Source organism: Marinobacter sp. E2, from assembly GCF_055755345.1.
Genome location: NZ_CM146911.1, coordinates 1,084,902 through 1,099,283, shown reverse-complemented (window position 1 = coordinate 1,099,283; position 14,382 = coordinate 1,084,902). Strand labels below are relative to the sequence as shown.

Annotated in this window: 19 protein-coding genes; 6 read left to right on the top strand and 13 right to left on the bottom strand. The window is 61.6% G+C overall.

Annotation, left to right across the window (positions count from 1 at the left end):
- Position 1: 1 nt before the first annotated feature.
- Genes AC0J1C_RS05040 through AC0J1C_RS05030 form a run of 3 tightly spaced genes read right to left on the bottom strand, consistent with a single transcriptional unit; the run spans position 2 to position 2,076 of the window.
- Positions 2 to 640, bottom strand: a complete 639-nt coding sequence (locus AC0J1C_RS05040; RefSeq protein WP_473045856.1) for a class I SAM-dependent methyltransferase — start codon at positions 638 to 640, stop codon at positions 2 to 4.
- Between the two features lie 4 nt (positions 641 to 644).
- On the bottom strand, positions 645 to 1,631 hold the full coding sequence (locus AC0J1C_RS05035) for a CobW family GTP-binding protein (RefSeq protein ID WP_473045855.1): 987 nt from the start codon (positions 1,629 to 1,631) through the stop codon (positions 645 to 647).
- A 49-nt stretch (positions 1,632 to 1,680) separates the two neighbouring features.
- Complete coding sequence (locus AC0J1C_RS05030; protein ID WP_473045854.1) at positions 1,681 to 2,076, bottom strand: hypothetical protein; 396 nt, start codon at positions 2,074 to 2,076, stop codon at positions 1,681 to 1,683.
- A gap of 135 nt (positions 2,077 to 2,211) precedes the next feature.
- On the opposite strand from AC0J1C_RS05030, the gene rluF reads away from it, so the two are divergent.
- Complete coding sequence (gene rluF, locus AC0J1C_RS05025) at positions 2,212 to 3,144, top strand: 23S rRNA pseudouridine(2604) synthase RluF (protein ID WP_473045853.1); 933 nt, start codon at positions 2,212 to 2,214, stop codon at positions 3,142 to 3,144.
- 14 nt (positions 3,145 to 3,158) lie between these two features.
- Here the strand turns inward: rluF and AC0J1C_RS05020 are convergent, their stop codons facing one another.
- The 8 genes from AC0J1C_RS05020 to AC0J1C_RS04985 all read right to left on the bottom strand — a co-directional run bounded on the left by AC0J1C_RS05020 (position 3,159) and on the right by AC0J1C_RS04985 (position 9,359).
- Positions 3,159 to 3,503 carry a YdbL family probable chaperone protein gene (locus AC0J1C_RS05020; protein ID WP_473045852.1) on the bottom strand — a complete coding sequence of 115 codons (345 nt, stop codon included), beginning with the start codon at positions 3,501 to 3,503 and terminating at the stop codon, positions 3,159 to 3,161.
- Positions 3,504 to 3,532: 29 nt separating this feature from the next.
- Positions 3,533 to 3,757: a YnbE family lipoprotein gene (locus AC0J1C_RS05015; protein ID WP_473045851.1), complete on the bottom strand. Its 225-nt coding sequence runs from the start codon at positions 3,755 to 3,757 to the stop codon at positions 3,533 to 3,535.
- On the bottom strand, positions 3,754 to 5,277 hold the full coding sequence (locus tag AC0J1C_RS05010; RefSeq protein WP_473045850.1) for an intermembrane phospholipid transport YdbH family protein: 1,524 nt from the start codon (positions 5,275 to 5,277) through the stop codon (positions 3,754 to 3,756). The genes AC0J1C_RS05015 and AC0J1C_RS05010 overlap by 4 nt, the downstream gene beginning before the upstream one ends.
- Positions 5,278 to 5,301: 24 nt before the next feature.
- The gene (locus AC0J1C_RS05005) at positions 5,302 to 6,870 is read right to left on the bottom strand and encodes a nitrilase-related carbon-nitrogen hydrolase (protein ID WP_473045849.1); all 1,569 of its coding nucleotides are present in this window, start codon (positions 6,868 to 6,870) and stop codon (positions 5,302 to 5,304) included.
- Between the two features lie 72 nt (positions 6,871 to 6,942).
- Positions 6,943 to 7,485 carry an RNA 2',3'-cyclic phosphodiesterase gene (thpR, locus tag AC0J1C_RS05000; RefSeq protein WP_473045848.1) on the bottom strand — a complete coding sequence of 181 codons (543 nt, stop codon included), beginning with the start codon at positions 7,483 to 7,485 and terminating at the stop codon, positions 6,943 to 6,945.
- Between the two features lie 4 nt (positions 7,486 to 7,489).
- On the bottom strand, positions 7,490 to 8,260 hold the full coding sequence (locus tag AC0J1C_RS04995; RefSeq protein WP_473045847.1) for an SDR family oxidoreductase: 771 nt from the start codon (positions 8,258 to 8,260) through the stop codon (positions 7,490 to 7,492).
- Between the two features lie 17 nt (positions 8,261 to 8,277).
- Complete coding sequence (locus tag AC0J1C_RS04990; RefSeq protein WP_473045846.1) at positions 8,278 to 8,970, bottom strand: SDR family oxidoreductase; 693 nt, start codon at positions 8,968 to 8,970, stop codon at positions 8,278 to 8,280.
- 65 nt (positions 8,971 to 9,035) lie between these two features.
- The gene (locus AC0J1C_RS04985; RefSeq protein ID WP_375192936.1) at positions 9,036 to 9,359 is read right to left on the bottom strand and encodes a DUF2007 domain-containing protein; all 324 of its coding nucleotides are present in this window, start codon (positions 9,357 to 9,359) and stop codon (positions 9,036 to 9,038) included.
- A 109-nt stretch (positions 9,360 to 9,468) separates the two neighbouring features.
- On the opposite strand from AC0J1C_RS04985, the gene AC0J1C_RS04980 reads away from it, so the two are divergent.
- The gene (locus AC0J1C_RS04980; protein ID WP_473045845.1) at positions 9,469 to 10,551 is read left to right on the top strand and encodes an alpha/beta hydrolase; all 1,083 of its coding nucleotides are present in this window, start codon (positions 9,469 to 9,471) and stop codon (positions 10,549 to 10,551) included.
- Here AC0J1C_RS04980 and arfB read toward each other — a convergent pair.
- Complete coding sequence (gene arfB, locus AC0J1C_RS04975) at positions 10,548 to 10,961, bottom strand: alternative ribosome rescue aminoacyl-tRNA hydrolase ArfB (protein WP_375192938.1); 414 nt, start codon at positions 10,959 to 10,961, stop codon at positions 10,548 to 10,550. The two genes, AC0J1C_RS04980 and arfB, sit on opposite strands and share 4 nt — an antisense overlap.
- A gap of 81 nt (positions 10,962 to 11,042) precedes the next feature.
- Between arfB and AC0J1C_RS04970 the strand changes: the two genes are divergently transcribed.
- Together AC0J1C_RS04970 and AC0J1C_RS04965 are read left to right on the top strand one after the other, a co-directional pair.
- Positions 11,043 to 11,711 (top strand): SOS response-associated peptidase, encoded by a 669-nt coding sequence (locus AC0J1C_RS04970; RefSeq protein ID WP_473045843.1) that lies wholly within the window; start codon positions 11,043 to 11,045, stop codon positions 11,709 to 11,711.
- A 115-nt stretch (positions 11,712 to 11,826) separates the two neighbouring features.
- Positions 11,827 to 12,327, top strand: a complete 501-nt coding sequence (locus AC0J1C_RS04965; protein ID WP_473045842.1) for a C40 family peptidase — start codon at positions 11,827 to 11,829, stop codon at positions 12,325 to 12,327.
- A gap of 73 nt (positions 12,328 to 12,400) precedes the next feature.
- Here AC0J1C_RS04965 and AC0J1C_RS04960 read toward each other — a convergent pair whose 3' ends face one another.
- On the bottom strand, positions 12,401 to 13,006 hold the full coding sequence (locus AC0J1C_RS04960; protein WP_375192941.1) for a LysE/ArgO family amino acid transporter: 606 nt from the start codon (positions 13,004 to 13,006) through the stop codon (positions 12,401 to 12,403).
- An 88-nt stretch (positions 13,007 to 13,094) separates the two neighbouring features.
- On the opposite strand from AC0J1C_RS04960, the gene AC0J1C_RS04955 reads away from it, so the two are divergent.
- Positions 13,095 to 13,976 (top strand): LysR family transcriptional regulator ArgP, encoded by an 882-nt coding sequence (locus AC0J1C_RS04955; RefSeq protein ID WP_473045841.1) that lies wholly within the window; start codon positions 13,095 to 13,097, stop codon positions 13,974 to 13,976.
- Positions 13,936 to 14,352, top strand: coding sequence for a gamma-glutamylcyclotransferase family protein (locus AC0J1C_RS04950; RefSeq protein WP_473045840.1), 417 nt, complete (start codon positions 13,936 to 13,938; stop codon positions 14,350 to 14,352). The genes AC0J1C_RS04955 and AC0J1C_RS04950 overlap by 41 nt, the downstream gene beginning before the upstream one ends.
- Positions 14,353 to 14,382: the final 30 nt, after the last annotated feature.

The window sequence follows — 14,382 nt, the reverse complement described above, 5'->3', positions numbered from 1 at the left end:
TCTAGGATGACTTCCTGAACAGGGCCACATCTTTTACCGGTATCTCCAATACCCAGCCGTACTTCGCCGCAAGCCATTCAAAGGTGGCAGCGCGGTAGAACACCACGTGCGTGGGGTCGCGGCGATAATGCCAGTTATCAAACCGGTCGTCGTCGGTCTGAAAACAGGTCATCACCGCCAGCCAGCCGCCGGGCCTGAGCATGCGGTCCAGTTCCCGGAACACTCCGGCGGGAGCGTACAGATGCTCCACCACCTCGGTGCATGTGATGAAATCATAGGTTTCTGACAAAACCTCCGGCGCAGGGTGGAAAAACGGATCGTACAGGCTCACCGACAGGCCCCGGGACTCAAGCATGGTCGCAAGAGCCGGGCCGGGACCGCAGCCGAAATCCAGGCCGGCAGCCTCAGGCGGAAGCCGCTGGAGTAAGGGTTCGGTCAACTTCGAAAGAAATTTCCGGTAGCCAGGATCGGTTGGGTCATTGTCGTGCAGCTCGTAGATTTGCCGCTCCTGCTCGGGTGAGAGCCGGCACTTCTCGTCCATTACCGTGGCCAGGCAGACACCGCAGCGGAGATAACGCTGATCGTTCACCACCCGAAACTCGTCTAATGCCGACGTTTCGCACACTGGACACAGTGTCATGACGTTACCTCGGGGAAAGCCCTGCCGCTGCCCTCATGCGAGCATCGAGCTCGCGGGCATCAATCTGATCCGAGGCAATCACCTCGGCCCGGCTGCATTCCTGGGGCTCCGCGCCGATAACCGTGAGCGCTCCATCGGCGACGTTGATGGCCCGCCAGCCTTCGGCAGTGTGGACAACGGCCTTGAATCGCACAAACGCCGAATCCATCGCCATGACCAGCAGTGCGCTTTCATCCAACACCCTGTCGGCATGAATGCGCCAGCCAACGCTGAAATGCCCCTGCCCCTGGTTGGTAACCTGCTGCCAGGGTTCCTCCTCGATGGAGGGTGCCGGCGACTCGCTTTTATGATGATGGTGATGATGGGCGCCCGGATCGCTGACCGGTAGGGCATCGGAGTGGCCATCGAGCCAGCCCGGAGCCAGTTGCCCGTACCGGGTGTGATGGACAGCCTGCTTGGCAGGCTCAAGTTCGGCCGCCCACTCATCGAAGTGGCCAAGTTGCTCCGGTGTGCACAGATCGGTCTTGTTGGCCACCAGAATATCGGCGGCCGCCACCTGGTCCCGAAACTGGACATTGCCCAGAACCTTCGGCTCCTCGAGCCTGCGCGGGTCCACCAGGCAGATCACCGGGCCCATGGCGAGCACGTCGCGGTAGTGCTCGCTGGTCAGTGTGTCCAGAATCTGGGACGGATGCCCCAACCCCGTTGGCTCAATCAGCAGCCTGTCCGGCTTCGCCTTGTGTATCAATTGGTTGAGCCCGATCTGCATGGGCAGGCCGGCGACACAACACATGCAGCCGCCGGGAATTTCCTTGATGAAGGCGCCCTCGGTCTGCAGCATGGCGCCATCAATGCCCACCTCACCGAATTCGTTCACCAGAACCGCCCAGACTTCGTTCTCCGGTTTGCGCTTCAGCAGGTCGAGGATGGCGGTGGTTTTACCAACCCCCAGAAAGCCGAGAATCAGGCTGGTAGGTATGGGCTGTTTCATAAGACCGGTGGCGCTCCTGCGCTGAAGGAAGCGTTATACTATAACACGTTTACTGCTCCGCCCCTCCGTTTTTCAGGAATTTGGCAACCACCCGCTCAGACAACAACGCATGGGCCAGGGCCGGGTACGGCAGGTAATGCAGGAACAGGGTGGCCAGGGTGACCGAGTCCATGGCGTCGTCCAGGAACATCCAGGCACCGAAGGCCGCAAACAGGGCACCCAGAAAGCCACCGTAGATCCACAGCGCCCGTGACCTCTCCTCGGGCATGGGCAGGCGCTGCAGGGCCCGGGCCACCGAGAAACTCATGTAGACGGCGATCAGGGCAGCTATTACCAGCGACGCCAGCAATCCGCTGAAGCCGATCAGGTACCGGAACAGGTAGTTGGTCAGGAAGAACAGGGCGATGCAGGTGACAGCAACAATGGTGATGCGGGTCTTTTCCATGATGGTCTGTTTTTGTGAGGTTAGTGGAACGCGCCGCCAAGAATGGCAGAGACGCCCACAAAGAACCAGCCCTGCTGCGACCCGGTGGCCAGACTGCTATCATGCCCGACATTCTCACTGGCAACCGGACAACCGATGACCACTGGCAACTCCACGCGCCTGAACAAGTACATCAGCGAAAGCGGCCTTTGCTCCCGCCGGGAGGCCGACCGCTACATCGAGCAGGGCAACGTTTTCATCAACGGCAAACGGGCGGTTGTCGGCGACCAGGTGTTGCCGGGTGACAAGGTGAAGGTCAACGGCCAGGTGATCGAACCACGCGCGGAGGAGGATCTGGTATTCATCGCCCTCAACAAACCCGTGGGCATCGTCAGTACCACCGACAGCGCCGAAAAGGACAACATCCAGCGGTTCGTCGGCCACAGTGAACGCATTTTCCCGATCGGCCGCCTGGACAAGGACTCCCAGGGCCTGATTTTCATGACCAGCAACGGCGACCTGGTCAACAAGATCCTGCGAGCCGGCAACAATCACGAGAAAGAATACCTGGTAACGGTGGACAAGCCGGTTACCCGGGAATTCGTCGAGGGCATGGCCGGCGGCGTGCCGATTCTTGGCACGGTCACGAAAAAGTGCAAGGTCTCAAGGGAATCACGGTTTGTGTTCCGGATTACCCTGGTGCAAGGCCTGAACCGTCAGATTCGCCGCATGTGCGAGCACTTCGGCTATCAGGTAACCAGGCTCGAGCGGATCCGGATCATGAACGTGAGCCTGAAAGGCCTGGCGCCCGGGCAGTGGCGGGACCTCACGGAACAGGAGCTGTCCGGGCTGTTCGATGCCATCCGGAATTCCTCATCGGAGGCACCGCCGAATTCGGGCAAGGCGGTAAAAAAGAAGCCGGGCGGAAAGGCCCAAGCCAGCGGCAAGCCAGGCCTTTCAGCGAAGCCCGGCAAACCAGGCGGCCCACGACGACCGGCCGGCAAAGGCAAACCACCTGCGGGCGGAAAACCTGCCCCGGGCAAGCGACCCAAGGGTGGCAAACCCAGGCAGAAGAGCGTCAAGCGCTAGCCTGTCGCCGGGGACTATTTTTTCACCCACTCGCCACCGATCTGCACGTACTGGCCGGCAGGTGTTTTCTCGATAGCCTTCTTGCCGGCCACTGTCTCCACCTGGGTTACCGGAATGTTGTGTTTCTCGGCAATGCGCTTGTACTCGTCGCGCCGCGCACTGTTTATGGCCTGCACCACTTCTCTGGCCTGACCTGCAGGCCGCACCACTTCGAGGTAACCGGTGGGCGTTTCCCCAACCAGACCCTGCTGCTTGACCGAGTCCAGTTTCTGCTTGGCTTCGTCCAGCCCCATGGCCAGCGCGGAAGCGGCAATACCCAGGGCCAGCACCATGGCGAACATCTGCATCAGTCGTTTCATCGTCAACCCCTCAAACTTTGTGCGTCGGTTCAGAACAGGCCCTGTTCGCTGAACAGTTCATCCACTTCCTTATCCACTTTCACGTAGATTTCGTGCTGGATCTTCACGTTCAGGTTTACCGTGATCGGCTCCTTGGGTGCCGCCATCTGGACCGTTGGCGTGCAGGCAACCGTGGCAAGTGGCAGTATCACGCCTATCAACACGGCTTTGATCGATGACCCACCGGGCCACCTCGGCTGTTCAGAGTTTTTCATGGTGATGTCTCCTTACCGGATTCCTGCAGCATCTCCCGGACGCGTCGGGTAACGGCTTCATTAACCCGGCCACTGAGCTGGAGGCTGGTGAGCAGTGCCGGGATGTCCTCTTCAAGATTGACATTGAGCACCACAGGCTGCCCGCCCCTGAGTTCCGGGTTCCGGCCTTCAAGCCTGAGACCGAGGGTTAACTTACCCTGTTCATCGTAGTCTATCGTGCTGTTGAGCACGGAATAGTGAAAGTTTTGCAACGCCTGAACCACGAGATTCATGGCCTGGTTGCCGCCGAGCATGGCCTGGAGCCTGTCGGCGGGCAGCTGCAGCTGGCCACCGGGGTCTACCGCTGACACGCGCCCTCCTCTCACCCGCACCTCTCCGCTGCCGGTAATGTCCAGGGGAATCCGTCCCTGGAGTCTTCCGCTGCCAGAAAGGTTTTCCGCGGGGTACACCTCCATCAGGCGACCGAGGGAAACCTCCTGCAATTCGACAGGGACCTGCACGGAGCCATTGGCCAGCGCGTAGGTCCCTGGAGGAATCCGCAACCGGCCGTCCAGAAACGCCGCCCTGGCCTGCTGGATATCCAGGGTTCCCTCAAGAGGACTTGACGTCGACGCCGTGTAATCCCCACTGAAACGCACGTCGCTGATCGGGATGCCGGGGTTTATGCCGGCTATCCTCATGTCCCGAAAATCAGCGCTCAACTTATCCTGCTCCAGACCCCCCCGCACCTCGCCGCTCAATCCGGAAACCGCCGTTCGATTGACGATTCCCGACACCGACTCAAGTTCTGCCCGACCCGTGATCTCGAGGCCATCCTCGGGGCTCATCCAGGCATCGACCGACAGTTGGGCAGTACCGGATTCAACGGTGAGCAGAGCCGGCCAATCGGTGAAAGTGGCGGCCAGGGCCCGGACATCCTCCGGCCCTTCAAGAGCCGTCTCTGCGTTAATGGACACGGCTCCGCCGGGGTGAAGTTGCACGTCGAGCTCCGCCGCCAGACCGGCCGCCGATGTGAGTGTGCCGTCAATCCGAAGCGCCGCCAGCCGACCGCTAACCGAGCCCTCGAAGTGCCACGCCTGAGATAGCAGGCGGGGATGGTCTATCCGCCCAGCGTCCATTCGAAGTTCGCCATTGATGGCAACCCGCTCTGACCAGGGGCCTGTTGCACGATAATCCAGTTGCACCTTCGTCTGGCTGAGGTCTGTTCTGAGGTTGCGGAGCGTCAGGGATTGCCCACTCTGGGCGAACGAGAGGCGGTCGGTCAGGATCAGCGAAGAGGGCGCAAAATCAAAGGATGCAGAATCGCCGCCTGCAGACACGGTCGGCCGGATGTTGGCGCGATTACCGGTGATTTCCCAAGCCCCGGACCGGATATCCGGCAAGGCCACCTCCACCGAGCTTTGATCAATGGCAAAGGTCCAGCCCCGGACCGCCAGCGGTACGGCCACGGCTGCCAGACCGGCGGCCCAGAGGAATCCCCGGGCGAAACTTCGCGCTGATGCACATCCTTTCCGCGGCAAAACGACGCTCCTGTCGGTTCGGTTTCACTCGCCGCGCCAGCTAACGCTGTACAGATCGTGACGGCGGTCCTGGAGGTTTTTCACGGTACCACTGTTGCGGGCGGTGATCAGCACTTCTGGTCGCAGATCGGCAAAGGCCACGGTTTCCACGTTGGGTTCGGTATCGGCGGCGATGCCGTCCCGGGCAAAAGGAAAGTCGCAGGGGGTCAGGATGCAGCTCTGGCCGTACTGGATTTCCATGTTCGGCACGTTGGGCAGGTTGCCGACATTGCCCGACATCACCACGTAGACCTGATTCTCCACGGCCCGGGCCTGGCAACAATAGCGCACCCGCAGGTAGCTCTGCCGCTCGTCGGTGCAGAAGGGCACGAAAACGATCTGTACGCCCTGATCCACCAGATGCCGGGTCAGCTCCGGGAACTCGGCGTCGTAACACACCAGCACGCCGATGGTACCGCAGTCCGTCTCAATGGCGCTCACCCGGTTGCCGCCCTGCACGTTCCACCAGAAGGCTTCGTTGGGGGTGGGGTGGATCTTGGGCTGGCTGAACACCTGGCCATCGCGCAGGAACACATACGCCATATTGCGAATGGTGCCGTCTTCTTCCCTCACCGGCGTGGAGCCACCCACGATATTGATGTTGTAACGCAGCGCCAGGTCCCGCATCAGCTCCCGATAGCGCTCCGCGTAGAGGGTCACGGCGGCAAAGGTTTCCGCCGGACTGCCCTTGCGCGCCTCGATGGAGAGCAACTGCAGGGTAAACAGCTCCGGAAACACCACGAAGTCACCCTTGTAGGTGGAGACCACATCCACGAAATAGCGGACGATCTCGCTGAATTCGCCAAACGAACCCACCGGGCGCTGCTGATACTGAACGGTGCCAATGCGCACGGTATCGCGCATGCGATGGCCATAGCGCTTGCGCGGTTCGGCGTGGCCATTGCGAGGCACCTTGGGATTACGCCAGATCAGGTGAATGCCATAGCCCATGGAGTCGTGATCGGCATCCAGATAGTGGGGGATGATGCCGTGCACCTCGAACCCCTGGTGCAGCTGGAACGACAGCACCGGGTCCTTCTGCTCCTTGCTCCTGATTGCGTCCACGTAGGCCTCAACGCTGCCGAACTTCTTCAGGCGCTGTCGCAGGCTTGGCAGGCGGCCGGCAAACACCACGCCCTGGAGGTTCAGGGCCTGGCACAGCTGCTTGCGTTCGTTGTAGAGCCGCTCGCCGATGCGGTAGCCGCGGCAATCCGGATCTACACACACCTCCATGCCGTACAGCCAGTCCCCCTCCGGGTCATGCCGGGAGGCGTAGCCGTTTCCGGTTATGGAGGTCCAGTCGTGGGCTTCCAGGGCAATGTCGGCGGCTATCCGGAAGGTGGCACAGTAGCCCACCACCGCCTCGCCGAGCATGGCGACAAACTGGCCTTCCGGGAACGTGTTGATCTGACCGGTAAGCGGGCCTCTGGTGTAGCCGTACATACCGGTGCCTTCGTAGACCCGGCGGCTGAGCTGGATAATGCCGGGAATATCCGCGAGGGTGGCATTACGAACGAACAGGCGTTGATCAGGATCGGAAAACGGCGGGCACATAGACACCTCGGAAAAGGCGTTGATTTGCCTCCATCTTTGGCGTGCCAGTGGCGTTTCGTCAAGCCAGACCGGTCAACCACCGGCCCCCAGCGGAAAGCGTTCCAGCACGCTGTAGACGGAACCGGATGGTCCCCGGCTGCTCTCGAACAGGCAGAATTCATCAACCGGGAAATGGCCAAAGGCGGCGTTACCGTACTCTTCCAGCAGAGCTTCCACGGAGCCGGCCTGGCGTTTGAAGCGGGCCAGGGTGATGTGAGGGCGGAAAGTCCTTCGCTCAGATGGCCGGGCCGGGGCCTGTATCCGCCTCATGAGCGTATCATGAAGCATGCCCAGGGGCTCCGTGGGTGCCACGGCCGCCCAGAGATTGCGGGGGCTTTGCGGTTGGCCGAAGCACCCCAACCCGGACACGGCCAGCCAGAATTGCGCCTGCTGAACCCCTCGGGCCGACGCACAAACCGCCGGTACCTGGTCATCGTCCACGGCCCCCAGGAACAACAAGGTAAGGTGCAACTGCCCCGCATTCTGCCATTTGGCGCCCGCAATCGGCGCCTGGACACTCAGCAGGCACTCTTTAATGGCCGGCGGGATTTCCAGTCCGAAGAACAGGCGTGGCACGGAATTATTCCCGATAAATCATCTTTCGAACCATGCCACCATCAGCGACGAAGTTCTGACCGGTAATGAACGAAGCCGCCGGGGAGATCAGATACGCGACCAGACCGGCGATGTCCTCGGGCTCTCCCACCCTGCCAGCCGGGTGCTGGGCATGATCATCGTCTTCGAGCGGAGCCACCGGCTCCTTGCCACCCTGCCAGGCGCGGGTGTCGATCCAGCCAGGGCTGACACAATTTACGCGGATGTCCGGCCCCAGACTCATGGCCAGAGCATGGGTCAGAGCCACGATGCCGCCTTTTGTGGCGGCGTAGGCCTCGGTATCGGGCTCGGACTGCAGCGCCCGGGTGGAGGCCATGTTGACGATGGCGCCACCGCTTTCACGAAGCGCCGGAACGGCATGCTTGGTCACCAGGAAAGGGCCGGTCAGATTCACATCCAGCCGCCGCTGCCATTGCGCCAGGCTGAGCTGCTCGACCGGCCCGGTTTCCGGGTTGGCGATACCGGCGTTGTTGACCAACGCATCCAGGCGGCCTGCCCAATCCAGTGTGGCCGCCACAATACGCTCGACATCCGGCTCGCAGGCAACATCCCCGTGGAAGAAACGAAGGCGGCGACGATCGGTGGCTGCCAACTCCTCACCTGTGTCACGGTCGGTGTCGCAGAACGCCACCAGCCAGCCGGACTGCGACAGGTCCTGCACAATGCCCCGACCGATGCCCCTGGCACCACCGGTGACAAGAGCGACCCGGTTCGAGGACTTCGTGTTGTTTTCCATACTGCCGCTGTTCCCTGTTAATCGATTTTGGGCGTGGGTCGAACGAGGATTTCGTTCACATCCACGTGGGCCGGTTGCGCCACCGCGTACATCACCGCGTTGGCAATGTCCTCCGGCTTCAGAGCGTGCTCGGGCCTCTCGTCGAAAAACGGTGTATCAACCATGCCCGGTTCAATCAGGGTCACGCGGATGCCGGAGCCACGGAGCTCTTCCCGCACACCGTAGCCAATGGCCGATACGGCCCATTTCGTAGCGCTGTACATGGAGCCGGGGATGGTCACGCGCCCGGCGGCAGAGCCGGTCAGCAGCAGATGGCCCCTGCTCTCCCGCAGTGCCGGAAGGCAGTGCTGTAACGTAAGCCCAACACCGTAGATATTGGTGAGGATCATGTCCTTCCAGACCTCCGGATCGGCCCCGCTGAATCCGCCCGGTTCGCCACCCCGGCCGGCATTGGCAAACACCGCATCGATGCGGCCAAACCTTTGCAGCGCCTGGTCCACCATGTTCTTCTGGTCATCGCTGCTCTGCACATCGCACTGAACGGTTAATACCTTTTCCTCACCGCCCAGCGACTGTTGCAGGCCCTTGAGTTTGTCCTCCGAGCGCGCCGCCAGCACCAGGCGGTAGCCCTGCTTTGCCGCGGCCTTGGCGGTTTCTGCACCAATTCCTGAGGAAGCGCCGGTGATCAGCATTACCGGTTGGTCTGCCATACGATTGGTCTCCTGTTGCTTGAGCATGTGCACAGGCCTACGCCGGCCCGCGCCGGATCGATCAGTCAGTAAACCTGTAACAGGATCAGCGCAATCAGGGCCAGGGCCAGCAAAAACCACCGCGCGTAGTGGTCGGGGCGGTCGTCCTCGCCATTGGCAACGCGGCTGGCACCATTGCCCGCGCTGGCTTCATACTCCGACACCAATTGGCGCGCCTGATAAAGGTCTTCATCCTCCACATGCACGTTGGTGAATCCGGAGGCGCCGATTTCCCCCATGGCGCCCTGGAGGTAGTGGCCGCCAACATGGGCCTCTATGCCATTGGCCTTCAGCAGGCCGGCCACAATGTGGGCCTCGGTGAGGTCTCTGGCCCGATAGGCAATTTGCAAGGCGCGACTCCTTCTGTAACCGTTCCGGGCAGAACCGGGACAAATCTGCGAATATTACCCAAAGGATAGTTTGCTCCCTCCCGGGGAGCCACCAACAAACGGATCGCCCATGCTCTGGATACTGCTAGCTGTCATTGCCCTCGTGGTTGCGGCCACCCTGACCCTGTTTCGTCTTGAGGATCTCTCGCACCTGGACCGCCAGCCACACCCGGTGCGGGAGGGCACGCCAAGCCCGGCCAACCGTGAGGTCCTCGGGCGCATACGGGAAATGGGCGAGGCCTCCCGGGGCCTGCGTGGCAAGGCGCGGCTGATGGCGCTGCGCAAGCATATGGATGGACTGAGTGAGGGCCTGGAACTGGCCTCGGAGTTCCGGTTTTGCGAGGAACCCCGAGGTGAGTGGGTACTTGCCCCCGGCTGCGACACACGGCGGCGCATCCTGTACATCCACGGGGGCGCCTGGGCTGCCGGCAGCCCTCGCAGCCACCGGGCCATCACCGACAGACTCGCCACAATGACCCGGGCTGCAGTGTTTGCCGTGGATTACCGGCTGATGCCCGAGCACCGGTTCATGGACGGTGTGCGGGATTGCCGTGATGCCTACACATGGCTGGTGAAACACGGCCCGGAGGGCACCGAGCCCGCCGATTTTCTGGTAGTGGCGGGGGATTCGGCCGGGGGCAGTCACACCCTCGGGCTCATTGCCTGGGCGAGGGACAACGGCCTGCGCCAGGCCGATGCCGCCATAGCCCTGTCACCGTCTACCGACCTGACCCTGACAGCGCCCAGCAATCGCGAGAACATCGGCACCGACCCGTTGCTCGGGCCGGTATTCGGTGGCCTGTCGAAAATACCCTTGCCGGTGATCTGGTGGGCGACCCTGGCGGCCTTCCGGGTTTCTCCCACCAGCCCGGTTGCCTCGCCGCTGCGGGGCAACCTGGAAAACCTGCCGCCAACGCTGATTCAGGCGAGCGATACCGAAATGCTGCTCGATAATGCCCGGCGCTATGCGGCGCGAGCCGGGGCGGCCGGCTCCCCGGTGGCCCTGCACACCTGGCCTGGCATGGTGCACGTGTGGCAGATTTTCGTGCCCCTGTTGCCCGAAGCCGAAGAGGCTTTCGACGACATCCGGGACTTCCTCTCCGATGTCGAGTCAGGCCGTTTTGAGCCGGCCTCGACCGAGTCGGGACCCTAGAGCGACACCTTGCCCCGGAGGGCTTTCGTCTTGCCCCTCTGGGTTTTCTTGTCTACCCGCTTGCGCTGGGAGGAGCGGGTGGGTTTGGTGGGCCGACGTGCCTTGCGCGGCTTCACCGCTTCCTGGATCAGCTCCTTCAGCCGCTGCAAGGCGTCCTCCTTGTTCAGTTCCAGGGTGCGGAAAGACTGCGCCTTGATAATCAACACACCTTCCTTGCTGATGCGCTGATCGTTGAGCGCCATCAGCCGCTCCTTGTAGAAGGGCGGGAGGGTGGAATGGAGAATGTCGAAGCGCAGGTGCACGGCGGACGCCACCTTGTTCACGTTCTGGCCACCGGCGCCCTGGGCCCGGATCTGGGTGATCTCGATTTCCCAGTCGGCAAGTTCAACAGCGTTGGATAGTTTCAGCATCTGCTAAGGTTAACAAAATACCGGCCGGCGCACTGCCGGCCGCTTGTGCCCTACCCAAACACGAGGGAACCCAGACCCACCATGTGCGGACGATTCACCTTCTACACACCGCCGGACACCCTGATCCTGAAATTCTTTCCGGAAGACATGGAGGTGGACGGAACCTTTGAGCCCAGCTACAACATTCCCCCGGGTACCGGCATCCCGATGATTCGTATGAGCATGAACGGCAACCTGATCATGGCCCATTCGCACTGGGGCTTTCGTCCTTCCTGGGCCGGCGACAAGGCCCCGGCACCGATCAATGCCCGTGCGGAAACCGCCGCTACCTCCAAGTACTTCCGGGACGCCTTCGCCCACCACCGCTGCCTTATTCCGGCCAATGGCTGGTACGAATGGCAGCAGAACAAGCGGGGCAAGATTCCGCATTACATCACGCCAGCAAATCCCGAACAGGATCCCGCGATTTTCCTGGCCGGCCTCTGGACTCCCCACGAGGGGGATGAAACCACGACCTGTGCCATCATCACCGAGCCCGCCAGTGAGCACCTGAAGCACATTCACGACCGGCAGCCAGTGGTGCTCGATCCAGCGTGCCTCAGGGACTGGCTGAATCCTGACATTACCGACCGGAGCCATGTGCGATCGGTAACCCACCGCCTTGATCCGAAGCGACTGCACGCCATTCCCGTTTCCCCGGAGGTGAATAACCCGAGGCACGACTCGCCAGCGCTGATCAAAGAAGTGTGAGTGCGGGCCAGCCAACGCGATGTCGCCAGTTCAACAAATCCTCACCATCCGTAACCTGACATTTCCGGAGCCGGAAAGTACATTGGAAGAGAGTGCTCCAGGTCGGAAGGAAAATATGCGCAATTTCCTGCAGAGCGTGGCGTTGCTGGCCGCGATAACCCTTGTCCTTGGCGGGTGTGCAAGCACCGGAGGTATGTCGCCGGAGCCATCGCCACAGGCGCAGCCAATGCCCGCTGAAGCCCAAAGCTCCAGCAAGGCGCAAAAGCTCTGGCAAGTGTTCGAGCGTTACCGTGGCACGCCTTATGAGTACGGCGGCTCATCCGCCGAAGGGTTTGATTGTTCCGGTTTTATTGTCACCGCCTTTGAGGAGGGACTGGGGCAGCAATTGCCGCGTACCACCTCACAAATGCTGGCGCTGGGTGATGTGGTTCATCCCGGCCAGATCCAGCCGGGGGATGTGGTGTTCTTCCAGATCGGCGGAAAGGAGCAGCACGCCGGCATTTATATGGGTGGCGATCGGTTTGTCCATGCCTCGACCTCTGCCGGTGTAATCCAGTCATCGATCAGCGGCTATTACTGGCAGGGGCGCCTGACCCAGGCGCGACGGTTCGACTGAAACAGAAACCCCAGCGTGATCCCGACGATTTCAGTGGCGACGATATCCAGGCATTCACCAGACCACTGGAATTCTAGAGACCACTGACCGTGAGATGCAGGGCGATGGCCGCCATCATCACGCCAATCACGCCATCAATAATTCGCCAGGCCAGTGGCCGGGCGAGGATAGGCGCCAGCGCGGAGCCACCCCAGGCCAGCAGGCCAAACCAGAGAATGGAGGCACTGCTGGCACCGGCAACGAAGGTGGTCGCGTCCTCCTGCTGGGCGCCTACGGCGGGAATCAGCAACAGCGTATCCAGATAAACCTGTGGGTTGAGCAGGGTAACCGCCAGCGTAGTGAACACCACCGCCTTGAGACTGCGTTTGGTAACCTCTCCCGCCTCCAGCGCAGCCCGGCCACGACCGGCCCGCACGAAGGACTGAATGGCGAGCCAGCCAAGGAAGGCCACCCCAAGCCAGCGCAGGATCTCCAGAGCTTCAGGCATTGCCATCAGTGCCGCGCTGATGCCAAACATGCCCAGGGTAAACAGCGTGACATCCGCCACCATGCATAATCCGGCGGACCACCAGTGGTGCTCCCGGCGAATGGCCTGGCTCAGCAGGTAGGCATTCTGCGCCCCGATCGCCACGATAATGCCACCGCAAACGATCAATCCGGTCAGGTAACTCTCAAGCACGTTGGTGTCTCCTTAATCAATGGCGCAAGGTTACCGTTTTCGACCTATACTTGAAATTCATACTCATAATGCTGCATCAGTTTTACTTATGGTTGACTACAAACTGCTGGAAGCCCTCGCAACGGTGATTGAGACCGGCGGGTTCGAGCGGGCTGGCCTGGCCCTGGGTCTGAGCCAATCGGCGGTATCCCAGCGCATTCGAACCCTGGAAATCCGGCTCGGGCAGCCGGTGCTGGTGCGCAGCCCGGTGCTCAGAGCTACACCAGCGGGGCAACGGCTGCTCAACCATGTCCAGCAGGTGCAGTTGCTGGAGCGGGACCTGGCAAAATCCATCCCCGCCCTTTCCGAGCCGGCCGCACGCCTGCGCATCGCCCTGAATGCCGATAGTCTGGCCACCTGGTGGGCAGCCGCGGTTGGGGAGGTTTCAACCCGGGAAGGCCTGCTGCTCGACCTGGTGGTGGAAGACCAGGACATCGGACTGCGCCGCATGCGCGAAGGGGACGTAGCCGCCTGTTTATGCAGTAGCCCACAACCGGTGGCCGGCGCGCGATGTGTGCACATTGGCACCATGACCTACAGCCCCCTGGCCACGCCTGACTATATGCGGCGGTATTTCGGCAAGGGCCTGACCGAAGTGAGCCTGCAAACGGCACCGGCCATCGTGTTCGGGCCCAACGATCAGCTGCAGCACCGGTTTCTTGCCCAGTGCGGGTACCACGGCACCTTTCCCCACCACCTTTGCCCTTCGTCGGAAGGTTTTGTAAAACTGGCACTGGCGGGCATGGGCTATGGCATGATTCCGGAACTGCAGGCACACGCGGAAATCCAGGCCGGCAGGCTGGTGAGCGTGGCGCCGGAACACACGCTGGAGGTGTCCTTGTACTGGCATTTCTGGCGCCATGGCGGGGGCGTGATGGAGCGGCTGACCAATGCCCTGCGCTCCGCCGCCCTCCTTCATTCCACTGGCTGAACCGAGGAGAACGACAATCAGACGGACACAGCGAGTCGCGGTATACGGCACCCTGAAACGGGGACGCTCCAACAGCCGGGTTCTGCAAGGCAGCCGTTTTATCGGTACGGACACCCTGCCCGGCCTGGCACTTTACCACCTGGGAGCCTATCCGGGGGCGGTTGAAGAGCGGTCCTTTAGCGTGCACGTGGAGGTTTACGCCGTAACCGAACCAACGCTCGAGGCCCTGGACGAACTGGAGGATTTCTTCCCGGAGCGTCCCGGAACCAGCCTCTACATTCGACGAACCATGGACACGCGCCACGGGCCGGCCTGGGTGTATATTTACAATCGACCGGTCAAGACGATCCAGCGACTCAACTCAGGCCGCTGGTGAGCCAGCCCACACCATTGCAGAAAAAGGACG